A 26,369-nucleotide genomic window follows, 5' to 3' on the forward strand; every position below is an offset into this window, starting at 1 on the left:
GTGTGCACAGGATGGGTGATCAACCAGATCCAGTGTGGGAGCTGGCTTGCCAGCGAAAGTGGTGTATCAGGCAATGAAGTTGCTGGAAGTACCACCGTCATCGCGGGCAAGCCCGGCTCCCACAAGTTTTTGCGGTGTGCACACGGTAGTTGATCAACACAGATCCAGTGTGGGAGCGAGCCTGCTCGCGAAAGCGGTGTGTCAGGCAATGAAGAGGCTGGATGTACCGACGCCTTCGCGGGCAAGCCCGGCTCCCACAGGTTTTTTGTGGTGTTCACAACATCTGAGGTTTGCCTCAGTCCTGTGGGAGCCAACCTGCTGGCGATGGCGGTGTGTCAGGCACCATCAAGCGTGCGGCGGACCTTGTCCAGCAGTTCGCTGATCTGGAAGGGTTTGACCAGCATTTCCATGCCGCTGCCCAGAAACACCTGACGATTGATCGCGGTCTCGGCGTAACCGGTCATGAACAGAATTGGCAGGCTTTCACGCCAGCCCCGCGCCACGTCCGCCAGTTCCCGGCCGCTCATGCGCGGCAGACCGACGTCGCTCAGCAGCAGGTCGATCGTCGGGTCATTCTGCAAACGCTCCAGCGCGGTTTCGATATCCGCCGCCTGGGTGCAGCGATAACCGGCATCCTCCAGCACTTCGGTGACGAACATGCGCACCGCCGGCATGTCCTCGACGATCAGCACGTGCTCGCCCGAACCCTGCGGATCGACAACCACCGGCGCGATATCCGCTCCGGTCGGGTCGCTGGTGGCCGGCAGCATGATCGTCACTTCCGTACCGCGCCTTGCCACGCTGCGGATATGTGCATCGCCACCGGACTGGCGGGCGAAACCGTAGATGGTCGACAGCCCTAACCCGGTGCCCTGACCCAGCGGCTTGGTGGTGAAGAACGGGTCGAACACCTTGTCGATCACACTGTGCTCGATGCCAGTGCCATCGTCGCGTACCGACAACGCGACATACGCGCCATCGGCCATGTTCGGATCGCCATGGGAATACGCGGCATAGGTGTTGACCCAGATATTGCCGCCCTTGGGCAGCGCATCGCGGGCGTTGATCACCAGATTCAGCACCGCGCTTTCCAGTTGCACCGGATCGACCAGGGCGATCGCCGGTTTGTTGGTCAGCTCAAGTTTGAGGGTGATGCGTTCGCCGATGGTGCGCATCAGCAATTCTTCCAGCGAGCGCACCTGCTCGTTAATGTCCACCGGTCGCGTGTCCAGCGGCTGCTGACGGGCGAAGGCCAGCAGACGATGAGTGAGGGAGGCTGCACTCATCGCCGAATTCAGTGCGGCTTCGGCGTAGAACTGCACCTTGTCCGGCCGTGCATCGGCCATGCGTTTCTGGATCAGTTCGAGGCTGGTGATGATCCCGGTCAGCAGGTTGTTGAAGTCGTGGGCGATGCCCCCGGTGAGCTTGCCCAGTGCGTCCATCTTCTGCACTTGCAGCAACTGCGATTCGGCGCGCACCCGCTCGGCAACTTCCTTGGCCAGTTGTGTGGTGGTGTCGTCCAGCTGTGCCAGGTGCGAGCGCTCGCGGTGGCGATGCTCGGTGACATCTTCGACGAATACCAGGCTCAGCTGCGGTGTGCGGTATGGCGAAATCTGCCATTCGGTTTCGCGAATCTCGCCCTGCACGCGCATGTTCAGCGTGCCTTTCCAGCGTTCGCCATCGACCAGTCGCAGGCGCAGCTCATTGAGGATTGCGCTCTGGTTTTGGTCAAAGCATTCGCTGAGGGTGTCCAGGGCGCGGTTGTCCTGAATCATCTGCGCAAAGGCGTGGTTGCACTCGTGCACTTTGAGGTTGGCATCCAGCACGGCAATCGGCGCCGAGACATTGACGAAAATCTCGCGGAAACGTGCCTCGCTCTCGCGCAGCGCGTTTTCCGTGTCGCGCACCCGCAGCAGGGTGCGCAGGGTCGCCAGCAGCACGTCCGGGTCCACCGGGTGGATCAGGTAGGCATCGGCGCCGGCGTCGAGGCCGGTAATGATGTCGCCGGTCTGGATCGACGCGGCGGACACGTGGATCACCGGCAGCAACGCGGTGCGTGCATCGGCGCGCAGGATCCGCACGATATCGAAGCCGCTCATGTCCGGCAGGTTGACGTCGAGGATCAGTGCATCGAGAACCTCGCTCGCGATCAGCGCCAGGCCCTCGCTGCCAGTACCGGCTTCCAGCACCTCGTAATCATGACGCTCCAGACGCCGGCGCAAGGCGTAGCGGGTGGCGGCGTTGTCGTCGACGATCAATAGACGGATGTCACGTTTCATCGACGTTCTCCAAGGCGAGCGCCAGTGGAATGATCACGAAAAAGGTCGAGCCGACCCCAGGGGCGCTGTCCATCCCCACCTCGCCGCCGAGCAGGGCGGCGAAGCGCTTGCACAGCGACAGGCCGAGACCGGTGCCGCGCAGGCGTTTCTGCAATGGCGAGTCGACCTGCGAGAAGTCCTCGAACAATGCACCATGCAGCTCCGGCGCGATACCGATACCGGTGTCGCTGACGGCGAAGCGGACTTTGTCCGAGCCTTCCAGGCGCGCTGAGACCCGCACTTCACCACGGGTGGTGAACTTCAGCGAGTTGGAAATGAAGTTGCGCAGGATCTGCGCGAGTTTCTTGTCGTCGGTGTACAGGCGCGGCAGGCCGACCGGTTCTTCGAAGATCAGGTCCACTGCCGAAGCGTCGACAATCGGCCGGAACATCCCGCGCAGGGCGGAGAACAGGTCGAACATGTCGAACCATGCCGGAGAAATGGTGATCCGCCCGGCTTCGATCTTCGCCAGATCGAGCAAGTCATCGACCATGTCGCTGAGTTCACGCGCGGCGCTGCTGACGAACGCCACCTGCTTGTGCTGCTCGGGGCTGAGCGGGCCGTCGAGTTCGTCGGCGAGCAAACTGTTGATGCTCAGGATCGAGCCCAGCGGGGTGCGGAACTCATGGCTCATGTACGACAGGAAGCGGCTTTTCAGGTCCGAGGCCTGCCTCAGCTCTTCGGCCTGGGTGTCGAGTTCGGCGTAGAGCGCCAGCACGCCCTGGTTGGTCTCGTCGAGTTCCTCGCGCAGGGCCGCGGTCTCGCTCTGCAATCGGGCGATCAGCGCAGCCTGTTCGGCGGCATTCAGGGGTGGCGACTCAGCCATGGGCGGCCTCCAGGGCAACGACCAGCACCGTTACATCGTCGCGCCCGCGACAGAAGTCGCGATGCAGGACGCTGGCTATCACGGCGGGATGGCGATGCACCAGACCGGGGTAGTCTTGAAGGTTCCAACGGGACTGCAAGCCGTCGCTGTACATGATCAATAGATGTCCGTTCACGTGAGCATAGTCAAAGGGCTGGGCTTTCCGGTACTGGCCGCCGACGATGCCCGGATGCGAAGCCAGGCCTCGCGATTTGTCGGCGGCGATCAGGCAGGCACCGATATTGCCGACGCCGGTAAAGGTCAGGCTGTCGCGGGCGGCATTGAACTGCGCGAATGCGGCGGCGCCGCCACGGCTGCCGATCATGTCGCGGTGCATGTCCTCCATCAGCAGCACCGGGCTGGCGAACGGCGTCTGGGCGAACACCCGCTCGCCGGCCTTGGCCGCGCGTTCGGCATCTTCACCGTGGCCAAGACCGTCGATCACCAGTGCGCTGACGCTGGCGCCGTTGTACGCCAGATGCCAGGTGTCGCCACACGCCGGATCGTTGTGCAGCGAATGCTGGCTGACGCCGTAACGCAAGTCGGGCTGCCGGTCGCTGCGTGGATACAAACGCGCCAGCAGCACCGCGCCACGGGCGTCGGCGTGCACGTCGAACACTTCGGTCTGGCGTGCCACCGCACCCAGACCGATGCCCTGAGTGCCGCCGGTAGAAAAGCCGTCGGTCAGGCAGGCGTCCAGATCAAAGCCCAGGGCGCGATCGATCGCGAGCATTTCGATGCCGAATCCACCGGGACGCGGCAACAGACGCAGGTGAAACTCGCCGCGACTGGCATGCTTGAGTATGTTGCTCGCCAGTTCGGTGGCGACCAGCGCCACACGTCCGGCATCGGTTGCATCAAAGCCATGTTGCTCGGCGAGCCGTTGCGCGGTACGCCGGGCATGGCCGATCTGGCTGCTGTCTTCGATCAGCAGCACCTGGGTCAGCGACCCCGCGATATTCATGTCCATCGGGTGATCGTTATTCGCGTGCCCTTACCGGGCTCCGTGTCCAGTTCGAACTCCTCGACCAGCCGTTTGGCGCCGGTCAGGCCCAGGCCCATGCCGCTGCCGGAGGTCCAGCCGTCGGTCATCGCCAGTTTGATATCGGCAATACCGGGGCCCTCGTCGCGGAACGTCAGGCGCAGACCGATCTTGTGATCTTCATCGAGAATCTGCCAGTCCATGTCGCCGCCGCCACCGTACACCATGGTGTTGCGGGCCAGTTCGCTGACCGCCGTGACCATTTTGGTCAGGTCGATCAGGCGCATCCCGCATTCGGTAGCCAGTTTGCGGGCGGTCTGGCGTGCGAGCACGACATCCTGCTCGATATGAATGGGTTGAGTACCGCTGCTGCGTACGGTCATTGCCGGTTTACTCGTTCCTGCAGCAGTTTCATCCCGCGCTCGACGTTCAGTGCGGTGCTGACACCCGGCAGGGTCAGGCCGAGTTCGACCAGGGTGATCGCCACCGCCGGCTGCATGCCGACCAGCATGGTTTCGGCGTCCATGATTTTCGACAGACCGGAGATGGTGCTGATCATCCGGCCAATGAACGAGTCGACCATGTCCAGCGCCGAGATGTCGATCAGCACACCACGCGCCGAGGTATTGCTGATGCGCTCGGACAAGTCGTCCTGCAAGGTGAGGGCGAGTTGGTCATGCATGTCGACCTGAATGGTCACCAGCAGAAACTTGCCCATTTGAAGAATCGGGATACGTTCCATCGGCTCAGACCGCTTTGCCGAGGCTGATGCCCAGGCGGGAGAGGGCGAGCTTCAGTGCGTCGGCCAGATTGGCCTTGGTCACCACGCCTTGCAGGTCGAGGCCCAGGTGGACGATGGTCTGGGCGATTTGCGGACGCACACCGCTGATGATGCAGTCGGCACCCATCAGACGAATCGCGGTCACAGTTTTCAGCAGGTGCTGCGCGACCAGGGTGTCGACGGTGGGGACGCCGGTGATGTCGATGATGGCGATTTCCGAACCGGTGTCGACGATGCGTTGCAGCAAGGACTCCATCACCACTTGGGTACGTTGCGAATCGAGGGTGCCGATCATCGGCAGCGCCAGCACACCGTCCCACAGCTTGACCACCGGCGTGGACAATTCCAGCAGTTCTTCCTGCTGACGCTTGATCACCGCTTCACGGGACTTCTGGAAAGTGCGGATGGTGTGCATGCCGAAGGCGTCGAACAGTTCGGAAATTTCCCAGAGTTGTTCGGCGAGCAGCGCTGGCTGTTCTTTATAGTGCGCTTGCAGCAGGGCAAACAGCGGGCCCTTCAGGGCGAAGATGAAACTGGCGGTCTGTTGCGAATCCTGACCGAGCTGGGCACGGCTATGCGAGAGCTTTTCGAGGAACTGGCGGGTGCCTTCCCAACCCGGCGCGTTGATGTTGCTGCCGTTGTCACCCTGCAGGCCGTTGATCACCAGCTGCAGGAATTCGCTGGTCTGCTGTTGCAGGTCATGGTCTTTGAGGTTACGGGTGGCGCCGCTGGCTTCCAGGCCGTTGATCCATTCGCTCAGCAGTTGTGGTTGTTTGTTCTTCATCGCATCGAGTGTGCTGTTCTGCAGTGCTGCCATGTGCCTGTTGCTCCGTAGCGTATTGGGGCCGGTTCTGTAAAAAATGACCGGTGCGAAGTCAGTGACCTTTGCCGTTCAAAATAGTTGTTCAGGTGCGCAAGGATATTTTTGATCCGGCGCAAGGAATGCCCCGGTAACTCTAGTCGGCGCCCCTCGAACCAGCGATGTTTTGAACGTTGGCACCGTAGCGGCTTCGAATATACAAGGCCGGCGGGTTGGAGTCGCGCCAGCATTGAAAAACGAGGTGGCTATGAACGAGCAATCGCAACAGCAGCAGAGACCGGATGCCGAACCGATCAATCGCAACGACCCGGCCATCGACCCGCAAGTGCCGGGCCAGAGCCCGCCAACGCAACCCACGGGTGGCACCGAGCAAGCGCCAAGCGCCGATCCGGCAGTGGATCAGAAGAACAAACACACTGACAACGACAACGAGTTCAGTCCGGGGTTTGAACCTGAGCCCGATCGTCCGAAGCCCGGTGAAAAAACCGATGCCGACATCGACACCGACGGCGGTTGATCGCGCTGAAACGACAAAAGGCCGCATTCAATGAATGCGGCCTTTTGCTGTACAGCACCCGGATTATTTGCTCGGGTGTTTGGCTTGCAGCTCTTTGGCGGCAGTCAGGTGTTTTTCCAGCGCCGGGAGCATTTTCTGCGCGAAGGCTTTCAGCTCTGTAGCGCCCTTGGTCTTGTCGTCGGTCACGGTGTTGGCTTCTTTCTTGAACAGTTCGATGGTTTCTTCGTGGGCCTTGACCTGGTTGTTGGCGTAGGCCGCGTCGAAGGATTCATCGCGCATATCGAGGATTTTTTCCTTGGCCTGCTTGACTAGGGTGGTGGAGTCCGGGACTTCGATGTCATTGGCCTTGGCAATGCTGGCCAGCTCATCGTTGGCCTTGCTGTGGTCGGTGATCATCATGTTGGCAAAAGCCTTGATGTCAGCGGACTGGCTTTTTTCCAGGGCCAGGCGGCTGGTTTCGATCTCCGCAATGCCGCCCGCTGCGGCGTTGTCGACGAAACTGTTGGAAGTGGCAGCGAAAGCACTGCCCATGCCGGCACTCAGGGCGACAGCCAGAACGAGATGACGCAGGTTGAATCCGTCCATTGGTTTTTCTCCACGCAGGTTTTTGTGAGCGTTATTCAATGGAGGGAAGGTGACGACCAAAGGTTTTATCGTATTTGCGACAGGGCGACGAACGGCCACCGCTGGTCTGACAGGAGGTCGACAGAACGGCCCGACCAAGGCCATTCTGATAACGGGCCAGCGCAATCGGTCGCGTTGGCTGCCGATCAACTGACGGAGGTGTTCCATGCCGGTGACTCATGACCTGTATCAGGATTTGAAGCTTACGAAGGAAGAGGTCCAGCAAAAACGCACCGAGGATCCATTTCTGGATGCACTGATCAACAAGTATTCCCAGGCGGACGCCGAAGTAGTCAAGGCCGAGACGGCGACCTCGGATGCACCCAGCGATGACACCCTGAAGAAACTCAAAGAGAAACGCTTGCAGGTCAAAGACAAGATCGTCGCGCAGTTGCAGGCGCGATCCTGACCGTCAGTCGCGTCACCGACCCTGGTTGGTGAATTGACTGGAACGACAGCCACCAACGGCACCTCGAATGTAAGAGCCTTCATTCAATGACTCTTTGCGAGGTGCCTCATGAACACACCCAGATTCCCCAGTGAAGAGCAGGGCGGCTTCGACCCGGTGCCCACACACCCGGAACCCAACAGCCCGGCGCACACCACCACATTTCCCGAAGAGCCGGACGAGGATCTTCCTGAAGACGAGGATCCGGACAAGTTCGATCGATCCGGTAACTGACAGTCCGCTATCGCTGGCAAGCCAGCTCCCACAAGGTTTTGGGTGAGCCGACAGATAACGGATACCCGCAAATCCCTGTGGGAGCTGGCTTGCCAGCGATGGCGTCAGTCATTCCTGCACACATCCAGCAGGCTCACTTCAACGCCTCCGCCAACGGCAACCGCGCCATGTGCGTAGCCTTCAGCGACCCCAGATACAACCAGTCCCCATACTCCCGCGCCGTGGTGATCGGCGAGTAATTGCCGCTGCTGGCGTCCTGCAGATTGGCGATCACCTTGCCCTCAAGATCGAGCCCCAGCACGAACCCGCGTTTTTCCACCGGTTTGGGCAAAACCGTCAGGGCGCGCACGATCATCTTGCGCAGCCACGGATGTCCGGCAGTGCCATCGAGCAAGGCACTGCGCGGCGCGTAGAGGGCGACCCAGAAGCGATTGCTGCCATTGAAAGCGAGGTTGTCCGGCAGGCCGGGCAGGTTGTCGATGAACAGGTCATGGGTGCCGGCCTTGGGCCCCGTCAGCCAGTAACGGCTGATGCGGTAGGCGCCGGTTTCGTTGACCAGCACATAGGCGTCATCAGGGCCGAGGGTCACGCCGTTGGCAAACTGCAGTTTGTCCAGCAGTACGCTGGTCTTGCCAGTCTGGAAGTCATAGCGCAGCAGACGTCCGTCGCCACCATGCTCGATGATCGCTTCGCCGTCATGGCCGTAGCCCCAGCGGCTGCTGGCATCGCTGAAATAGGCATAGTGACCGGACTTGTCGATGGCCACATCGTCGGTAAATCCAAAGGGCAGGCCATTGGCCTCGGTGGTCAGCGGAATCAGCTGACCCTGGGCGTCGAGCGAGAGCAGGCCCTTGACCCCATCGGCAACCACCAGCAAACCGTTGGGATGTCGGGCCAGGCCGAGCGGCCGGCCGCCAGTGTCGCTCAGCACCTGACGTTGTTTGCCATCGAGGCTGGTGCGGATCAGTCGCCCGTCATGCAGGCCGGTGATCAGAAAGTCACCTTCCAGAAGTAATGCTTCCGGGCCATCGATGTCCCCCGGGCCAACCTGTTCCGCGGTTTTCAGGCGCTGGTTTTCCGCGTACGGCCCGGCACTCAGCGACGGTGCCACTGGTGGCTTCCACGCCACCGGCTGCACCTTGGTCGGCATCAGCAGCAGAAACGCGATGATGAGGATCGCCAGCAGTAACAGCAGGCGCTTCATGAAACGTGCCCCGTCAGCGTCAGGTGCCTGAGCGCCATGTCACGCAGCGCCTGCATCGAAGTCGCCGATTCCCGCTCAATACGGCGTTTGAGCAGCAGCAGATTGGCCAGGCGCATGCCCAGCCCGTCGAACTGATAATCCAGGGTGCGCACGAAACGCGTGCCGTCACCTTGCGCCATGCACTCGTAGGTCAGCAGCAGCGACAAGCCATGATCACCGCGCGCCTTGGCGCACCAGCGGCGACCGGGCAGATACTCGGTGACCTCCCAGCGCAAATGGCCGGCGCGCCCGCCGGCGTGAATGTCTTCTTCGAAACGCGCGCCGGCATGCAGCGGGCCTTGCGGGCCGTCGATTTTCAGCGACGACGGGTGCCACTCGGGCCAGTGATTGACGCTGGCGGCGTAGCGGAGCACGGCGATCGGTTCGCCGGCGATATCGATCTGGTGCTGCATGCGGGTCATGGGCGATCTCGAATAGCGCAACGGGGCGGGTGGCGGCTCCCAGTACAGGGTGCCGAACAGGTAATCCATCAGCGGAAAGACGATATTGAAATTGCGCTCCTGCATGCGTTCGCGGCGGTGATGCAATTCGTGCAGATGACGCATCTGGCGGATCCACAGCAGGCGGGTCAGCGGGTTGTGCGGTGGCAAATGCTCGCAGGCATGAAACACCTCATAGGTCAGATAACCCAGGACCATGCAGCCGCCAAACAGCCCGGCGACATTGGCGTTGACCTGCGCAAGCAACCACCACAGTGGCAAGGTGAAAACCAGCGTATGCACGATAATCAGCCAGGCCGGAAACAGAATCACCCGCCAGTCGCGGGCGCCGTCGTAAGTCATGTGGCCGGGGGTGAAAAAGCTGTGATGGTCGCCGGCATGCCGCGCATAGAACAGCTTGGCGAAAGTCTTTTTGTGATGGCCGAGATGGCGATGGACCATGTACACGCCAAAGTTGAACAACAGCAGGGTCAGCGGCACGCTCAGCCATTCCAGCGGCTGCACCTGATGCGTACTGCTCCAGAAAGCGCCGATCGCCAGCACGCCGAACAGCAGCACGAAAGCGCCGTGCAGCCACGGGTTGTACAGCGGATGAATGGCCGCGCGGTAGCGGCTGCGGAATGCCTCGGTGGTCTGCCTCACTGCGTTCACCTGCGGGTATTGTTGTTATACCCGGCAGATTAGCCGATCCGGCCGTTTGTGCAGGCCGCACCTTGAGGTCAGTTGCGCCATGCTCCGGTGTAAAGCGGCCGACTCAGCTCAACGGGTTCCAGCGTTGTGACCAGTCGTCATCGGTCTCGATCACCTGCCGCAGCAGGTCGAAGGCCTGTTGCAGCGTCGCCGAGTCGCGTTCGCGGGCGTACACCAGATAGGTTGGATAGCCGAACTCCGGGGCTTTGGTCACCGCTTCCAGCGCGCCGCTTTCCAGATAGCTGCGTACCACGCGGGTACGGAAGTAGCCGCTGCCGCCATGTTCGAGGATGTATTGCAGGGCCAACGGGCCGAGGTTGAAACTCAGCGCGGCTTTGGCCTTGTCGGGCAGGGCGGCGTCGTGCTGGCGACGGAAGTCCGGCCCCCAGTCGATGTAGACGTAGGGCTCCGGGCGGTTCGGCGCACGCACCAGAATCAGTTTCTCTTCCAGCACCTGCTCGACTTGCAGGCCGGGCCAGTATTCCGGCTGATAGACCAGCGCGGCATCGAGTACGCCGAGTTCGAGCTGGCGCAACAGATTTTCGCCGTCACGGATTTCCATACGCAGGGCATGCCCGGGGATGTGCTCGCGCAGTTCGGCGGCCCAGCTGAGCATCAATGGGTTGCACAGGCTGACCTCGCCGCCGATGTGCAGCACGTTGTGATAGCCGTCCAGCAACGGCAGGTCGCGCCGCGCGGCTTCCCAGGTCTGCACCAGTTGATTGGCGTAGACCACGAAGGCCTCACCATTGGCGGTCAGTTTCGCCCCGGCGCGGTTGCGCACAAACAGCGTACTGCCCAGCTGACTTTCGAGTTTCTGCACCCGGGCGGTGATCGCCGTCTGCGTGACGAACAACTTCTGCGCCGCCGCAGCCAGGCTGCCGTGACGGACGATTTCCAGAAAAGTGCGGGCGAGGTCGATGTCCATGGGCGGGCCGGAGTCTGAGGTGCGGGCATTGTAAGTGCCGGCTCGCTACCGCGTCATCGTTCATCGCGAGCAGGCTCACTCCTACACGGTTCTGCGCTGGCCATCGACTTCCCGAACGACACAGAACCCTGTAGGAGTGAGCCTGCTCGCGAATGCGGTCTGCCTGCCAAACCAGCAATGCCTGACCCACCGCCATCGCTGGCAAGCCCGGCTCCCACAGGGTTGGGCGGCGGCCATCGATCTTGTAAACGACACGAAATCCTGTGGGAGCGAGCTTGCTCGCGAATGCGGTGTGCCTGCCAAACCAGCATTGCCTGACCCACCGCCATCGCTGGCAAGCCAGCTCCCACAGGATTGGGCGGTGGCCATCGACTTCCCGAACGACACAGAACCCTGTAGGAGTGAGCCTGCTCGCGATGGCGGTCTGCCTGTTAAAACAGCATTGCCTGACCCACCGCCATCGCTGGCAAGCCAGCTCCCACAGGATTGGGCGGTGGCCATCGATTTCGCGAACGACACAAACCCCTGTAGGAGTGAGCCTGCTCGCGATGGCGGTCTGCCTGCCAAACCAGCATTGCCTGACCCACCGCCGTCGCTGGCAAGCCCGGCTCCCACAGGTTTTATGTCGCTCACAAGTTCTGTGAGCGCCGCAGTAACCTGTGGGAGTCTGGCTTGCCAGCGATGGGGCCGTAGGAGTCGCTGAAGCTCAACCCGCCAACTCGACCTTGCGCACCCGCGCCCAGTCTTCCACCAGCCGCGCCGGCGTGCCGCAGGCTTTGCGCTTGTAGACGAAGTGGCTGCACTTCTCGGCAAACTGGTTGCGGTTGTAGAGCATGTCTTCCTGCATTTCCTGCAGCTCGTTTTCCCGACTTTGCTCGATCAGCACCTGATCCACGCGCAACTTGCGTTCACGCACGGCAGCGTAGGTCGGATCGTTCAGCGTTGCGTTGGCCCGCTGCAGCAGCCACAGCGAAAACTCATCCGGGCAGCGCGGGCCGATTTCCTGGACCATGCCCAGTTGCAGCGCCTGCGTGGCACTCACCGGCAGACAGGCCTGGGTCAGTTGCTCGGCCATCGCCGGGCCGACCGCACGGGGCAGGCTGTAGGTCCAGTATTCCGAGCCATAAAGGCCCATGCTCTTGTAATGCGGATTGAGCACGATGTCGGCCCGGGCAAACACGATGTCGGCAGCCAGTGCGAGCATCACGCCGCCGGCTCCGGCGTTGCCGGTCACGCCGCTGACCACCAGTTGCCGGGCGCTGAGCAGTTCGGCGCAGACATCGTCGATCGCCTGAATATTCGCCCACGCTTCGGCACCCGGGTCCTGCGCGGCCTGGATCACGTTCAGGTGCACACCGTTGGAAAAACTGCCGCGTCCGCCCTTGATCAGCAACGCGCGGGTGTCCCGAGACTTGGCCCAGCGCAGCGCTTCGACCATGCGCTGGCACTGTTCGGTGCTCATCGCACCGTTGTAGAACTCGAAGGTCAGCTCGCCGACATGCCCGGATTCGCGGTAGCGGATCGGCTGATACGCCTCGTCGTTGAATGGCTCGCTGGCGATCGACCAGTCGAGAGTCGGCACATCGGCCAATTGTCCGGCCAGCACATGCCGCGCCGGTTGCTTGAAGGTCTCTTCGCCGGGCAGTGGTTTGCGCCGCAACGAGCCGATCCACAGGCTGTGATCGCCGGTGGCGACCAGCACCGCGTCGTCATGCACGGCGAGGATCTGGCCGGGAATGCCGGTGCGTTGATCCAGGTGCGCGTCGTACACGTAATACTGCCCGCCGGCCAGACTCGCCAGGACCCCGGGCTGGCCGTCCGCAGCGTCGATGCAGCGTTTGATGAACCGCGAGCAGTCGTGCCAGCTGAAGGTGCGGTCGTCCTGCTTCATATTCGGCTGCAAACGGCCGCGAACTTTGGGGTCGGTATAATCCAGTGCGACCGGAGCGAAGCCGTCGATGAATTTCTCGACCACTTCGCGAATGCAGCGAATCGCCGCATCGCTGACCCGCCCGTTGTACAGCTCGGACTTGCGCAAACCCGACGGCAGATTGAATTCGCAGGTGGCCCACACCGGGCCGGCGTCCATTTCTTCCACCGCTTGCAGAGCAGTCACGCCCCAGCGTGTCAGTTCGTTGGTGATTGCCCAGTCCAGCGCACTGGCGCCACGGTCGCCGACGATGCCCGGATGAATGATCACCACCGGGCGCCGCGCATTGCTCCACAACGCATGCGGCACGCGATCCTTGAGGAAGGGGCAGATCACCAGATCGGCGCCGCTGTGTTCGATCTGTTTGCACACCGACGCCTCGTCGGTGAACACCACGACGCTGGGCGAGTGCCCGGCCTGACGCAGTTCGAGCCAGGCACGTTGGGTCAGGCCGTTGAAGGCCGAGGACAGCAGAATAATCTTCAGTGATCGCATGGTGTTCTTCCTTGAAGGGATAGCCGCGGGCTCCTGGTGAGCCGTCCTTGGCGTTCGATGGAGCGCGCAGATTAGAGAGTGCTTTGGGGCGGGCAACTGACCGGGGTCAACGTTGTGTCAGTCAATATTTCGGCGGCGACGGAACGTCTTATTCTCAAAGGTTTGATTGTCCTGATTTTTTATTACTTCAAATGTACGCAACGCTATTGCACAGTCGCGCCTGATCAAGAGCCGGACGATCCCGGCAGAACGATGGTTTTTCGCAGCGGGTGGGACCCGTTTCAGGGAGCAAGGCATGGGGGATGTTCAGAACCCGCATTACCGGTTGATTGGGCAAATGTTCCAAAAGGACTATCGCTGGCTGTGCGCTGCCGTTGGCCGTACGCTGGGTTGCCCGCACAGCGCACAGGACATCGCCTCGGAAACCTTTTTACGGGTGCTGGCCCTGCCGGACCCGAGCGCCATTCGTGAACCCCGAGCGTTGTTGACCACCATCGCCCGGCGGCTGGTCTATGAAGGCTGGCGCCGCCAGGATCTCGAACGTGCCTATCTGGAAAGCCTGGCGCTGGCGCCGGAACCGGTGCATCCATCACCGGAAGAACGCGCGCTGGTGATCGAGGCGTTACTGGCGGTCGATCGCTTGCTCAATGGCTTGTCGGCCAAGGCCAAAGCCGCGTTTCTCTACCATCAGCTCGACGGTTTGACCTACAGCGAAATCGGCGAACGGCTCGGGGTTTCCACCAGCCGGGTGCAGCAATACATGGTCGAGGCATTCAAACGCTGCTATCAGGCGATGCAGGCATGAGGCCGGACGAGGCGGTGATCGACGAGGCGGCGCAGTGGATGGCGCTGTTACAGTCCGGCGAGGCCAGCGCTGGCGAGCGTGCGGCGTTCGAAGCGTGGCGCGCGGCGGACCCACGGCATCAGCGGATCATCGAACAAATGGGCGGCGGCCTGAACCTCCTGCGCAACCCGACCTTGCGCGGGCTGCCGCGCAACAGTCTGCTCCACAGCCTGAATGCGCCGTCGAGCCGGCGGCGCTTTGTCAGTGGCAGTTTGAGCGTGCTCGGCATCGCTGTGCTGGCCGGTCTGCTCGGGCGCCGATATGGCTGGCTGCCGGAAGCGGGGGAGTTGGCGACCGGCACCGGCGAGCGACGCGATTTCACTCTGGAGGATGGCAGTGCGTTGAGCCTGAATGCGCGGACGCGGGTGGTGGCGCAATTCGATGCGACTCAACGCTTGTTGGCGTTGCGCTCGGGTGAGTTGTTGGTGGATGTAGCCAGGGATCCTGCGCGGCCGTTTGTGGTCGCGACCGAATATGGGCGGATGCGTGCGCTGGGGACGAAATTTCTGGTGCAACAGGGCGACGATTCTACGCGGCTGGTGATGCTGCATTCGCAGGTCGAAGTGATCACCGCCGGCGGTGCCCGGCAAGTGGTGGAGGCGGGGGAGAGCCTGCTGTTCAACGCTCAGAACATTCTCGCCCTCGAACGCAGCAACGGTCAGGAAAGCGCATGGGTGCAAGGTCGTCTGGAAGTGCGCGACCGGCCGCTGAGTGAAGTGATCGACAGCCTGCGCCGCTACCGCCGGGGCATTCTGCACCTGAGTCCCGAAGTGGCCGATCTGCGCCTGAGCGGCCTCTATCCGCTGGACGATAGCGACCGCACCCTGCAACTGCTGGAGCGCTCGCTGCCGATCCGCGTCACCTGGCACAACCCCTATTGGGTCAGCATCGGCGCGCGGTTATAGCGTCATAACTTCTTGGCCTAATCCCCGCCCTATAAAAAGCGCCGGCCCGCTGCTCATTCCCTGCAGACGCCTTCAACAGGGAAGCCCTTGATGATTTCATTCAAACAACAATTACCGCGCTTGACCCTCGCTGCCGCATTGGCGATGGGGCTGGTGCCGCAGGTGGTTTTCGCTGCGGATCCTGCCGTGCAAGTGTTCACGTTCGACATCGCCAGCGGCCCGCTCGACGAGGTCTTGCTGGACATCTCACGCCAGACCGGCGTACCGATTTCCTTCAGCCAGAATCTGGTGCAAGGCAAACGCAGCAGTGCGGTGCGCGGTGCCTTGGGCGGGCGTCAGGCCGTTGAAAAAGCCTTGCTCGGCAGCGGCCTGCAAGTCGAGCAAAGCGCTCAGGGCCTGAGCGTGCGTGAAGGCGAGGCGAGCACACCGGTGGCGGCCAAAGTCAGCGCTGTGGCCCCAGTCACCAGTGCCGATTACCGCATGGAAAAAGTCACCGTCACCGGTTCGCGAATCGCCCGCGCGCAGAGCGATGGCGCAACCCCGGTCAACGTCATCACCCACGAAGAGATGGAAGCGCGCGGTTACAAGAACGTCTATGACGCTCTGGCGACACAGACGCAAAACACTGGCATGACCCAGGGCGAGGATTACGGCAACACCTGGCAACCGGCAGCCAGTGCGATCAACCTGCGTGGCCTTGGCCCCAATCACACGCTGGTGCTGATCAACGGCCGGCGTGTCGCCGATTACCCCACGCCCTATGACGGCAAGGTCAACTTCACTAACCTGGCGAACATTCCCTCGGCGGTCATCGAACGCATCGAAATTCTCAGCAGCGGCGCCTCGGCGATCTACGGTTCGGACGCGATTGCGGGGGTGGTCAACATCATCCTCAAGAAGCAGATCAATGGCATCGACGTCAATCTCAAGGGCGGCACCAGCGAGCGCGGCGGTGGCGACAATCAGCGCCTGCAAATCAGCGGCGGCGGCAGTTGGGGCGACTTCGACGGCTTGTTCGGCCTGGAGCTGACCAACCGTGATCCGATCTGGGCCGACGATCGCGGCTTCATGCAGAGCGGCCCGCTGGCGGATGTCGGTTACCGTCGCGACCTGAGCAACAACCGCTACCTCGGCCCAGGTTGCGGCGCCTATCAAGGCACCTTCGACAACAAGTTGCTGAACAACGCGGGTCGTTGCCGCACCGATCAGATGTACAACGATTACTGGACGATCCAGACGCAAAAGGAAAACTACGACGGCTACACCCGCGGCACCTGGCACTTCAGCGACAGCGGTCAGGTGTTTGCCGACTTGATGTATGGCCTCGATCACATCCAGAACAACACCCGTGGCCCGACTTTTACTTCGCCGGACTTCATCAACCAGAACAGCGGCAATCTGGAGCGCTGGTATCGGCGTTACGGTGAAGAAGAAATCGGTGGCCGTACCAGCAACAACAGCAAGTGGACCGACACGTCGTGGACCGGCACCCTCGGCCTTTCGGACAAGATCGCCGACACCGGCTGGAGCTATGATCTGGCGGCCAACCGATCGGAATATCGCAGCGTCAGAACCACACGCTACACGCCGCTTTCATCGATTCAGGATTTCTACCTTGGCCCGCAATTGGGCACACGCGACGGCTACCCGGTATTCGCACCTGATGCCTCGCGTCTCGACCGCCCGTTGACGCCACAGGAATGGGATCAGTTTCGCAGCAACCTGACCCAGCGCAGCAAGTCGGTCTCGACCAGCTACAACGCCTCGATCAACGGCGACCTGTTTGATCTGCCGGCCGGCCCGGTCGGATTCGCCGGCGTGCTGGAAGCGGGCAAGCAGGAGTATCGCGTCGACCCGGATGACGGTCTGAATGACGGCACTTTTTATGGTATGAGCCCGGCGCAAAGCTCCGGTGGTTCGCGCAAGCGCTACGCGGCGGGTGGCGAGTTCAGCATTCCGGTCACCGACACCGTACTGGCCACCGCCGCCGGGCGTTGGGATCAGTACAAATTCAGCGGGCGCAGCGAGCAACAGAAGACCTACAACCTGGGCCTGGAGTGGCGCCCGATCACCAGCCTGTTGCTGCGCGGCAGTTACGGCACCAGTTTCCGCGCGCCGGATCTGAATTACATCTACCAGTCTGACAGCAACGGTTACTACCCGGCGCAGATCGACTACTACGGTTGCAGCCAGGGTGTGCAGGGCGCGTGTGATCGCGGGCGGGTCGACTACACCCAGAGCGGCACCCCGGATCTTGAGTCCGAACGCGGCAAATCCTGGACCTATGGTTTTGTCTGGTCGCCGTCGCGCAACTTCGATTTCTCCACGGATTTCTGGCGGGTCGAGATCGACGACCTGCTGACCACCGTCGACGAAAACCGCCTGTTGCAGCAAGAGAACGAATGCCGCAACGGCACCCAGGACATCAACTCGGCCAACTGCCAGTCGACCCTGGCGCGCATCGATCGCAACCCGGGCAATGCCGCGATTGATCCCAATCAGTTGCAGCGAGTGCGGGTCAATGCGATCAACGCCGCCAGCGAGCGGGTCAGTGGTCTGGACTTCAAGAGCAACATCCGCTGGGGCGCCGGCCAGTACGGCGCGTTCAGTTCGGCGCTGGGCTATACCCTGGTGCTTTCGCATTTCTATAAAGAGTCGGACGAGGCGCCGACCCAGGACTGGCGCACATCGCGGACCAATTACGACTGGCGCAGCAAGGTCAACGCCAGCCTGACCTGGGATTACCAGAAAGCCACGGCGACGTTGATGGGCATTCGTTACGGCTCCGTGACCAACGGCGCGGGTGACGGGCGTCTGTCGCCATGGACGGTGTTCAACGCCAGCGCCCGCTACAAGCTCAACGACCGTGCCAGTGTCGGCCTGACCGTGAACAACGTGCTCAACCAGATCAAACACGATGACTCGGCCGGCTGGCCGTATTACCCGACCGGCAACTATGACCCGTACGGGCGGCAGTGGTGGCTGGATGTGAGTTATCACTTCGGCAGTTGAGCACACGGTATGCGTGTGTAACGTCCTACGGAAACGGGAGATTTTTTCGCAGAAACGGGGATATTTCCGACGACATTCTCAGGTTGGTCGTCGGAAGCATGATCTATAGCATCGGACATGACATTGAAGTCGTAAACGGCTTGGACGCTCAGGCCTCTGATAACGGATGGATTATGCGAACTCCCCACCTCGAATACGAAACGCCTGCTTATTCCCATCGCCTTCAGTGGCGCACCGATCGTGCCAGATGCCCCATGGAGGATGTCGCGATGCCCAGCGTCAAGGTACCCCGATTGACGGGGGTGAAGAAGGCCGAGGGCCGACCTGTCGACTTGCTCGTAAATGGCCAGAACATAGGTGACGACGCCTTTCTGATCGTTGACCTGACCGACGAAGGTTTTGAGCTGAATGATGTCGTCAACATGCTTTCAACCTCTGAACTTTATCTGCAAGACGATATGGTCAAACGTATCACCGGCAAGTCGGTCAGAACCGTACGGCGATTACTGAAGGAAGGTAAAACGGTACGGCTTGACCCGCAGCAGAGCGTCGTCGCCTACCAATATGCGTTGGTGCTGGAAAAGGCCATTTGCGCCTTCGGGAGGCAGTCACGGGCCGAGGAGTGGCTGCGCAAGCCCTGCACCTACCTGAACGGTCGCGTACCCGTGGAGTTTATCCGGCATTCACTCGGGTTTCAGATGGTCGAGCAGTATCTGGGGCAGCTGATATACGGGGTTTACGCATGAATCCCTTGCCCTGGGACGAGCAGTGGTATGCCTGGCGGCTGGATGCCGAGGTTTACGGAGGGACGTGGAACAGCGGGATGGGGTCAAATCTCAATGGTGGCCGATGGAACAAACCCGGGCGGCGAGTCGTTTATGCATCAGTCGATCCGTCCTCGGCCATTCTGGAGGTGGCAGCCCATCACAGTTTTGATGCGCTGGACAGTGAACCTTATGTGCTCACGTGTTTTGAGGTCATCAGCGAAGCAAAAGTGAAAATCGTGCAGCCGGAGGATGTGCCGAACCCTTACTGGTTGAGCCCCGCCAAGCCTTCACCCAATCAACAACTGTTCGCCGATGCGCTATTGGCAGAGCATCCGTTTGTACTGATCCCCTCGGCGGCAACCCGGCACTCGTGGAATCTGCTGGTGAGCTGCGACTTGGCGAAGGGGCAGTTCAGGATGGTTTCCCAGGAGCGGTTTGGGCTGGATACCCGGTTGCTGAGAGAGATGGAGCTGGCTTGATCCACACGTGCCATTTTTTTGCATAACCTCATCACCCAACGGTCTAAATCGGGCTCTATAAAACCCTGCTGTCCATTGCACATCCCTGCATAAACCAAAACGCAGGGATGGCTGTTCATGATCCATTTTTCACCCGTTAGATCCCGTTTGAGCCTGGCCTTGCTGCTGGCGATCAATACCTTGCCGGCGGTCGCTGCCGACGAGCCGACCACCCAATTGCAACGAGTGGAAGTCACCGGTACGGCAATTCGCCGGGTCGATGCGGAAACCGCGGTGCCGGTCACCATTCTGCGAGTTGAAGAACTGCGCGAGCAGGGCGTGAGCACCACCGAAGAACTGGTGAGCCGGATTTCCGCCAACCAGTCATCGGTCGGCTCCGGTCGTTCGGTGGGTTCGAGCAGCGGCGGGGCGTCGTATGCCGATCTGCGTGGTATCGGCCCGAACAAGACGTTGGTGCTGCTCAACGGCCGGCGGCTGAGCAACAACGCGACCAACGCGATCAATGGTTCCGGGGTCGACCTGAACACCATTCCGTTCGCCGCCATCGACCGTGTCGAGGTGCTGCGTGACGGTGCTTCGGCGCTGTACGGCACCGACGCGATCGGCGGGGTGATCAACTTCATCACCAAGACCAGCGTTACCGAAGGCCAACTGAGCACCCACTACGACACACCGACCCATGCCGGCGGCGGTGAGAGTCGCAACTTCAGCGGCAGCTGGGGCTTCGGCGATCTGCAGGATGACCGCTTCAATGTGTTCGGCGTGGTCAGTCATGACAAGCAGCAGCGGCTGGCTGCCGAGGATCGCGGTTACACCTACAACTATCAGCCCGGACGCGGCCTCGATTACACCTCCGGCACCGCATCGCCGGCCAACTGGAGCCAGGGCAGCAACGCCACCAATCCGCTGGCCGGTTCCGGCTGCAACGCGCCGGGCCTGCTGGCGCGCAATGGCATCTGCCGTCAGAGCCTGTGGAGCTATCTCGATCTGGTTCCGGAAACCGAGAAGACCTCGGCGTTCGCCAAAGCCACCGGCAAGCTTGCGGACGATCACAATGTCAGCCTCGAATATTTCTGGGCACGTAACGAAAACCGCACGCAGATCGGCCCCGGCACCTTGATGGGCAATCAGGTCAATCCCGGCACGGCGTTCTATCCCGGTAACGGCATTACCCCCGGCCCCAATGGTTTTGCCCTCGACCCGACGCAACCGGTGGATGTGAACTGGCGCGAAACCGCCGTCGGCGCGCGCCAGCACGAAGACGACAACACCGGTCAGCGTTTGCTGTTGAGCTTCGATGGCAGCGTGGTCGGTTGGGACTACAACGTCGGTGCGTCGTACAACCAGAACAAGGTGGTCAATGCGATCGAGGCCGGCTATGTCAACGACCGCGCCGTCAGCGCCGGTATTGCCAACGGCATCATCAACCCGTTTGGCCCGCAAACCGCCGCCGGGCAGGCGCTGCTGGCAGCCAACGCGGTGGACGGCGATTACTCGACGGCGGTCGGGCGGGTGAAGGCGATTGATGGACGAGTCAGTCGCGAAATCGGCGACTGGTTCGGCGCCGGACCGTCGGCACTGGCGCTGGGTGGCGAATACCGCAAGGAAGATTTCCATCAGGACTTTGCGCAGTTCGCCGCCGACGTGCAGAGCCTGGGCGTCGACCCGAATGCCAGCGTCGCCGGGGATCGCAGCGTCTCGGCGCAGTACGCCGAGGTCAACGTGCCGGTGCTCGACAGCCTGGAACTGTCCGCCGCCGTGCGCCACGACAAATACAGCGACTTCGGCAGCACCACCAACCCGAAATACTCGTTCCGCTTCCAGCCGTTCAAGGAGCTGGTGGTGCGTGGCGCCTACAGCGAGGGCTTCCGCGCACCGTCGTTGTACGAGTTGTACAACCCCAATTTCACCACCTTCACTGTCGCCAACTACAACGACCCACGGTTGTGCGCCGGTGGTAATCCGAGCAACGGCGGGATCGCCAACCGCGACTGCGCCCAGCAGTTCTACAGTCGCACCGGTGGCAATACTGATCTGAGCCCGGAAACCGCACGCAACGTCACCCTCGGTTTCGTCTACCAGCCGTTCGAGCGTCTGAGCACCGGGCTGGATTTCTGGTGGATCAACATCGCCAACCAGATCGCCGAATTCCCGGAGTCGGCGGTGTTCGAGAACCCGGAGCTGTACCCGGATCGCCTGGTGCGCAAGCCGGACGGCTCCATCGATCACATCGTTACCGGCCTGGCCAACCTCGGCAAGATCAAGACCAATGGCGTCGACGTCAGCTTCGACTACCGCTTGCCGAGCACCCCGTACGGCAACTTCGGCATCGGTCTGCAAGGCACCTACGTCAGCCGCTACGAGTACCAGCAGCAACTCAAGGGCGACTACATCGACAAGCTCGGCGATTTTCGTGGCGGCGACTTTTCCTCGGCCGGTGCCGTGGCTCGCTGGCGCCACAGCCTGACCGGCAGCTGGAACTACGGCCCCTACGGCGTGGCGCTGACCAACCGCTACACCAGCGGTTACCACGACTCCGACCGCGAGACCCACGATTACGTTGGCTCCTACAACGTCTGGGACCTGGCCGGCACCTACACCTGGCGTAAAACCCTCAGCGTGACCCTCGGCGCGAAAAACCTGTTCGACCGCGAGCCACCGTTCAGCAACCAGACCTACACCTTCCAGAGCGGCTACGACCCGAAGTACGGCGACCCGTTCGGGCGCACGCTGTACACGCGGGTCAATTACAAGTTCTGACCCGACCAGTGTAGGAGCTGCCGAAGGCTCGGGCCGCGATCGGACGATCTTTTGACGTTAAAGATCAACAGATCGTCCGATCGCAGCCCGAGCCTGCGGCAGCTCCTACAGGGATCGAGTTACAGGGAGGGGGCGGGTTTTAGTCACTTATTGATCTAAGCCTGCCCTATAAAAAATGCCGGCCTGTTGCACATCACAGGTAGGCAGGATGTGTATTGATTGCTAAGGCCCCATCGCTGGCAAGCCAGCTCCCACACGGTTAGTGGCGTTCACAAGTCACTGTGGGAGCTGGCTTGCCAGCGATAAGGCCATAAGCAGCACCGTGCAAAAAAGGATCTGCCAATGCTCTCCAGGCTCATTCTGTTCAGCGCTTTTGCGCTGCTAAGCCCAATCATTTGGGCCGCCCCACAGCCCGCACTCACCGTCTACGGCGAAGCCCCCAAATACACCCCGGACTTCCAGCATCTGGCCTACGCCAACCCCAATGCTCCCAAAGGCGGCACCCTGCGTCGTTCCTCGCTGGAAAGCGGCCCGTTCGACCATCTGATTCCGTACATCGACAAAGGCACCGGCGTTGCCGACATCGATGGCTGGCTCTATGCGCCGCTGGCCTATCGCAGCAAGGACGAACCCTATAGCGTCTACGGCCTGGTGGCGCAGCAGATGGAACTGGATGCGGATCGCCGCTGGCTGCGTTTTTATCTCAATCCCCAGGCACGCTTTGACGATGGTACGCCGATCACCGCCGAGGACGTGCGTTACACCTTCGAACTGTTCACCACCCAGGGCAGCCTCAAATATCGCCAGCAGTTTCGTGACGTTGCCGACGTGGTGGTGGAGTCGCCGACGCAAGTGCGCTTCAACTTCAAGAACAACGACAGCCGCACCTTGCCACTGGATCTGGCGACACTGCCGGTGTTGCCCGAACATTGGTGGCGCACGCGCAACTTCGCCGAGGGCGCCGGTTTCGAGATCCCGCCGGGCAGCGGCCCGTACCGGATCAGCGCGGTGGATGCCGGGCGCAGCGTGAAATTTCAGCGTGTCGCCGACTGGTGGGCCAAGGACCTGCCGATCACTCGTGGTCTCTATAACTTCGATCACTTGAGCGTGGAGTTCTTCGCCGACACCGATGTTTCCCGGCAAGTGCTCAAGGCTGGCGGCTTCGACTACAACCGCGAGTTTTCCGCGACCAGCTACACCATCGGCTATGCCGGCGCGGCGCTGGAGCAGGGCAAATTGCTCCGAGAACATCTGGCGCCGGGTGCCGCGCAGGGCTCGCAGGGTTTCGTGTTCAACCTGCAGAAGCCCATGTTTCAGGATCGCCGGGTTCGGCAGGCGATCGCCATGCTCTGGGATTTCGAATGGAGCAACCGGCAAATGATGCGCAGCATGTACCTGCGTCAGCGCAGTTACTTCTCGCACAGCGCATTGGCGGCCACCGAGCTGCCGGACGCGGAGGAACTGAAAATCCTCGAGCCGTGGCGCGGCAAGATCCCCGACGAGGTGTTCACCGAGGTCTTCGAAGCGCCGAAAACCGACGGCAGCGGCAACATCCGCGCCGAGCAGTTGCAGGCGTTGAAACTGCTGGAAGCCGCCGGCTGGAAACCTCGTGGTGATCAGTTGGTGAACGCCAATGGCGAGCCGTTGCAGTTCACCTTTCTCAACGGGCAGAAGGGCTTTGAACGGCTGCTGCTGCCGTTCAAGCGCAATCTGGCACAGATTGGCATCGGCTTCGATATTCGCCAGGTTGACACCGCGCAATACACCAACCGCGTGCGCAATCGCGACTACGACATGATCGTCGTCGGCTACCCGGTAAGTCAGGCACCGGGGCGCGAGATGTTCAATTACTTCGGCTCCGACGGTGCCGACGATCCCGGCTCGAACAACTACATGGTGTTGCGCGATCCGGCCGTGGATGCCTTGCTCGAAGGGCTGGTGCAGGCCGACAACCGCGAAAGTCTGTTGCGCCATGCCCACGCTTTGGATCGGGTGCTGCAATGGGGCTATTACTGGATTCCCAACTATTACCCGCCGGGGATCTCCACGGTGTGGTGGAACCGTTTCGGCCGTCCGGCAACAGCGCCGCTGTACGACGCCGGGCTGGATACCTGGTGGGAAATCAGCCCGACCGCGCTGACCGCCACGCAGATGCAGCAACAGCAGAAGGAGTACGCGCATGTGGGGTTATAGCCTGCGGCGTCTGCTGCTGATCGTGCCGACGTTGCTCGCCATTCTGCTGGTCAATTTCGTCATCGTGCAGGCCGCGCCGGGTGGCCCGGTGGAGCAGGCGATCGCGCGCTTGCAGGGTATAGGTGTCGGCGCGGCGGTGGGCGGCGGTCATGTCGAAACCATTGGCGGCGAATCCCGTGCCACTCGAGGCCTGGACCCGAAACTGGTGGCCGACATCGAGCGTCAGTACGGCTTCGACAAACCCGCCGGTGAGCGCCTGTGGCTGATGCTCAAAAGCTACGCGCAACTGGATTTCGGTCAGAGCTTTTTCCGTGGCGCCAGCGTCACCGAACTGATCTGGCAGAAGCTGCCGGTGACCTTGTCGCTGGGTTTGTGGGCGACGTTGATCACTTATCTGGTGTCGATTCCGCTGGGCATCCGCAAAGCGGTGCACAACGGCTCGGCGTTCGATGTCTGGAGCAGCGTGGCGATCATCATCGGCTACGCGATGCCGGGGTTTCTGTTCGCGCTGCTGTTGATCATCGTGTTTGCCGGCGGCTCCGCACTGGACTGGTTTCCGGTGCGCGGGCTGGTCTCGGACAACTTCGCCGAGCTGTCGCCGTGGGACAAGGTTGCCGATTACTTCTGGCACCTCGTGCTACCAGTCACCGCGCTGGTCATCGGCGGATTCGCCACGTTGACGATCCTCACCAAGAACAGCTTTCTCAACGAGATCTCGCGCCTGTACGTGGTGACGGCACGAGCCAAGGGCCTCAGCCAGCGTCAGGTTTTATACGGCCACGTGTTCCGCAACGCGATGCTGCTGGTGGTCGCCGGATTACCCCAGGCACTGGTGACGGTATTTTTCGGCGGCTCGTTGCTGATCGAGGTGATCTTTTCCCTCGATGGCCTCGGCCGACTCAGCTATGAAGCAGCGGTGTCACGGGATTACCCGGTGGTGTTCGGTTCGCTGTTCATCTTCACCCTGTTCGGCCTGCTGATAAAACTCCTCGGCGACTTGTGCTACACGCTGGTCGACCCGCGCATCGACTTCACCGCGAGGACCGCCTGATGCTGACCTTATCTCCCATCGGACAGCGCCGTTGGGCGCGGTTCAAGGCGCATCGGCGTGGCTGGTGGTCGCTGTGGCTGTTTCTGCTGTTGTTCGGCCTGAGCCTGGGCGGCGAATTGATCGCCAATGACAAACCGCTGCTGGTCGAGTATCAGGGCCAGTGGTATTTCCCGGCCTTCAAGCGCTATACCGAACAGGATTTTGGCGGCGAACTGCCGTTCCAGCCGGACTATCGCAGCGCGCAGGTGCGGCAACTGATCGAGGGGCAGGGCGGACGGATGTGGTTTGCGCCGATCCCGTTCGGTTTCGATACGGTCAACTATGACCTGACTGAACCGGCGCCGAGTGCGCCGAGCAGCGAGAACTGGCTGGGCACCGACGATCAGGCGCGGGATGTGCTGGCGCGGGTGATTTTCGGCACGCGGGTGTCGCTGCTGTTCGCTTTGGCGCTGACTGCCGCCAGCGCACTGATCGGCATCGCTGCCGGTGCCTTGCAAGGCTATTACGGTGGCTGGATCGATCTGCTCGGGCAGCGGCTGCTGGAGGTGTGGTCGGGGCTGCCGGTGTTGTATCTGCTGATCATTCTGTCCGGGTTCGTCGAGCCGAATTTCTGGTGGCTGCTGGGGATCATGGCGCTGTTTTCCTGGCTGAGTCTGGTGGATGTGGTGCGCGCGGAATTCCTGCGCAGCCGTGGCCTGGAATACGTGAAAGCGGCGCGGGCGCTGGGGGTTGACGATGGGCAGGTGATCTGCCGGCACATCCTGCCCAATGCGATGAGCGCGACCCTGACCTATTTGCCGTTCATTCTCACCGGTGCGATTGCGACCTTGTCGGCGCTGGATTTTCTCGGTTTCGGCATGCCCGCCGGCAGCGCTTCGCTGGGCGAGCTGATCGGCCAGGGCAAGAGCAATCTGCAAGCGCCGTGGTTGGGGCTGACGGCGTTTTTTGCCCTGGCGCTGATTCTTTCTCTGTTGGTGTTCATCGGTGAGGCCTGCCGAGATGCTTATGATCCGAGGGCTTGA

General features: G+C 61.5%; 23 protein-coding genes. 12 read left to right on the plus strand and 11 right to left on the minus strand.

Translation table 11 applies throughout. The features are described from left to right. Nucleotides 1–335: 335 nt before the first annotated feature. Genes ABV589_RS26825 through ABV589_RS26850 form a run of 6 tightly spaced genes read right to left on the minus strand, consistent with a single transcriptional unit; the run spans nt 336 to nt 5,763 of the window. A complete protein-coding gene (locus tag ABV589_RS26825; protein ID WP_007968810.1) occupies nt 336–2,279 on the minus strand; it encodes a response regulator in 1,944 nt (647 codons plus the stop codon). Continuing rightward, nucleotides 2,269–3,144 carry an ATP-binding protein gene (locus ABV589_RS26830; protein WP_367084328.1) on the minus strand — a complete coding sequence of 292 codons (876 nt, stop codon included), beginning with the start codon at nt 3,142–3,144 and terminating at the stop codon, nt 2,269–2,271. Before ABV589_RS26830 ends, ABV589_RS26825 begins: the two co-directional genes overlap by 11 nt. Beyond that, complete coding sequence (locus ABV589_RS26835; RefSeq protein ID WP_329697512.1) at nt 3,137–4,147, minus strand: ATP-binding protein; 1,011 nt, start codon at nt 4,145–4,147, stop codon at nt 3,137–3,139. The genes ABV589_RS26830 and ABV589_RS26835 overlap by 8 nt, the downstream gene beginning before the upstream one ends. Next, nucleotides 4,144–4,548 carry an anti-sigma regulatory factor gene (locus tag ABV589_RS26840; RefSeq protein ID WP_367084329.1) on the minus strand — a complete coding sequence of 135 codons (405 nt, stop codon included), beginning with the start codon at nt 4,546–4,548 and terminating at the stop codon, nt 4,144–4,146. The genes ABV589_RS26835 and ABV589_RS26840 overlap by 4 nt, the downstream gene beginning before the upstream one ends. Further along, nucleotides 4,545–4,907 carry an STAS domain-containing protein gene (locus ABV589_RS26845; protein WP_367084330.1) on the minus strand — a complete coding sequence of 121 codons (363 nt, stop codon included), beginning with the start codon at nt 4,905–4,907 and terminating at the stop codon, nt 4,545–4,547. The genes ABV589_RS26840 and ABV589_RS26845 overlap by 4 nt, the downstream gene beginning before the upstream one ends. Nucleotides 4,908–4,911: 4 nt before the next feature. Beyond that, nucleotides 4,912–5,763, minus strand: a complete 852-nt coding sequence (locus ABV589_RS26850; protein ID WP_367084331.1) for an STAS domain-containing protein — start codon at nt 5,761–5,763, stop codon at nt 4,912–4,914. A 250-nt stretch (nt 5,764–6,013) separates the two neighbouring features. Here ABV589_RS26850 and ABV589_RS26855 point away from each other — a divergent pair, with 250 nt between their 5' ends. Continuing rightward, on the plus strand, nt 6,014–6,283 hold the full coding sequence (locus ABV589_RS26855) for a hypothetical protein (protein ID WP_367084332.1): 270 nt from the start codon (nt 6,014–6,016) through the stop codon (nt 6,281–6,283). A gap of 63 nt (nt 6,284–6,346) precedes the next feature. On the opposite strand, the gene ABV589_RS26860 is transcribed toward ABV589_RS26855, so the two are convergent. Continuing rightward, nucleotides 6,347–6,868 (minus strand): DUF4142 domain-containing protein, encoded by a 522-nt coding sequence (locus tag ABV589_RS26860; protein ID WP_367084333.1) that lies wholly within the window; start codon nt 6,866–6,868, stop codon nt 6,347–6,349. 205 nt (nt 6,869–7,073) lie between these two features. Between ABV589_RS26860 and ABV589_RS26865 the strand changes: the two genes are divergently transcribed. Then, nucleotides 7,074–7,316 carry a DUF465 domain-containing protein gene (locus ABV589_RS26865; protein WP_027613686.1) on the plus strand — a complete coding sequence of 81 codons (243 nt, stop codon included), beginning with the start codon at nt 7,074–7,076 and terminating at the stop codon, nt 7,314–7,316. A gap of 108 nt (nt 7,317–7,424) precedes the next feature. Next, entirely contained in the window at nt 7,425–7,589 is a 165-nt protein-coding gene (locus ABV589_RS26870) for a hypothetical protein (protein ID WP_166495921.1), read from the plus strand. A gap of 133 nt (nt 7,590–7,722) precedes the next feature. Here the strand turns inward: ABV589_RS26870 and ABV589_RS26875 are convergent, their stop codons facing one another. The 4 genes from ABV589_RS26875 to ABV589_RS26890 form a co-directional block, all read right to left on the minus strand. Continuing rightward, nucleotides 7,723–8,793 carry an SMP-30/gluconolactonase/LRE family protein gene (locus ABV589_RS26875; protein ID WP_367084334.1) on the minus strand — a complete coding sequence of 357 codons (1,071 nt, stop codon included), beginning with the start codon at nt 8,791–8,793 and terminating at the stop codon, nt 7,723–7,725. Further along, entirely contained in the window at nt 8,790–9,935 is a 1,146-nt protein-coding gene (locus tag ABV589_RS26880; protein WP_367084335.1) for an SRPBCC family protein, read from the minus strand. The genes ABV589_RS26875 and ABV589_RS26880 overlap by 4 nt, the downstream gene beginning before the upstream one ends. Nucleotides 9,936–10,047: 112 nt before the next feature. Further along, entirely contained in the window at nt 10,048–10,911 is an 864-nt protein-coding gene (locus ABV589_RS26885) for a LysR family transcriptional regulator (protein WP_367084336.1), read from the minus strand. A gap of 706 nt (nt 10,912–11,617) precedes the next feature. Further along, nucleotides 11,618–13,336: a hydrogenase maturation protein gene (locus ABV589_RS26890; RefSeq protein ID WP_367084337.1), complete on the minus strand. Its 1,719-nt coding sequence runs from the start codon at nt 13,334–13,336 to the stop codon at nt 11,618–11,620. Nucleotides 13,337–13,631: 295 nt separating this feature from the next. Between ABV589_RS26890 and ABV589_RS26895 the strand changes: the two genes are divergently transcribed. From ABV589_RS26895 to ABV589_RS26935, 9 genes are all read left to right on the plus strand, one after another. After that, nucleotides 13,632–14,141 (plus strand): sigma-70 family RNA polymerase sigma factor, encoded by a 510-nt coding sequence (locus ABV589_RS26895; protein ID WP_367084338.1) that lies wholly within the window; start codon nt 13,632–13,634, stop codon nt 14,139–14,141. Continuing rightward, entirely contained in the window at nt 14,138–15,085 is a 948-nt protein-coding gene (locus ABV589_RS26900) for a FecR family protein (protein ID WP_367084339.1), read from the plus strand. The genes ABV589_RS26895 and ABV589_RS26900 overlap by 4 nt, the downstream gene beginning before the upstream one ends. Nucleotides 15,086–15,175: 90 nt before the next feature. Next, the gene (locus ABV589_RS26905; protein WP_367084340.1) at nt 15,176–18,097 is read left to right on the plus strand and encodes a TonB-dependent receptor; all 2,922 of its coding nucleotides are present in this window, start codon (nt 15,176–15,178) and stop codon (nt 18,095–18,097) included. Between the two features lie 269 nt (nt 18,098–18,366). After that, entirely contained in the window at nt 18,367–18,843 is a 477-nt protein-coding gene (locus ABV589_RS26910) for an antitoxin Xre/MbcA/ParS toxin-binding domain-containing protein (protein ID WP_007967879.1), read from the plus strand. Next, nucleotides 18,840–19,343: an RES family NAD+ phosphorylase gene (locus tag ABV589_RS26915; RefSeq protein WP_367084341.1), complete on the plus strand. Its 504-nt coding sequence runs from the start codon at nt 18,840–18,842 to the stop codon at nt 19,341–19,343. Before ABV589_RS26910 ends, ABV589_RS26915 begins: the two co-directional genes overlap by 4 nt. Nucleotides 19,344–19,460: 117 nt before the next feature. After that, nucleotides 19,461–22,103: a TonB-dependent receptor gene (locus tag ABV589_RS26920; protein WP_367084342.1), complete on the plus strand. Its 2,643-nt coding sequence runs from the start codon at nt 19,461–19,463 to the stop codon at nt 22,101–22,103. A 342-nt stretch (nt 22,104–22,445) separates the two neighbouring features. Then, entirely contained in the window at nt 22,446–24,296 is a 1,851-nt protein-coding gene (locus ABV589_RS26925) for an extracellular solute-binding protein (protein ID WP_367084343.1), read from the plus strand. Continuing rightward, complete coding sequence (yejB, locus tag ABV589_RS26930; RefSeq protein WP_367084344.1) at nt 24,283–25,347, plus strand: microcin C ABC transporter permease YejB; 1,065 nt, start codon at nt 24,283–24,285, stop codon at nt 25,345–25,347. Before ABV589_RS26925 ends, yejB begins: the two co-directional genes overlap by 14 nt. Continuing rightward, on the plus strand, nt 25,347–26,369 hold the full coding sequence (locus tag ABV589_RS26935; protein WP_367084345.1) for an ABC transporter permease: 1,023 nt from the start codon (nt 25,347–25,349) through the stop codon (nt 26,367–26,369). The genes yejB and ABV589_RS26935 overlap by 1 nt, the downstream gene beginning before the upstream one ends.

It is taken from the genome of Pseudomonas sp. HOU2 (genome assembly GCF_040729435.1).
In the GTDB taxonomy this organism is placed as follows: domain Bacteria; phylum Pseudomonadota; class Gammaproteobacteria; order Pseudomonadales; family Pseudomonadaceae; genus Aquipseudomonas.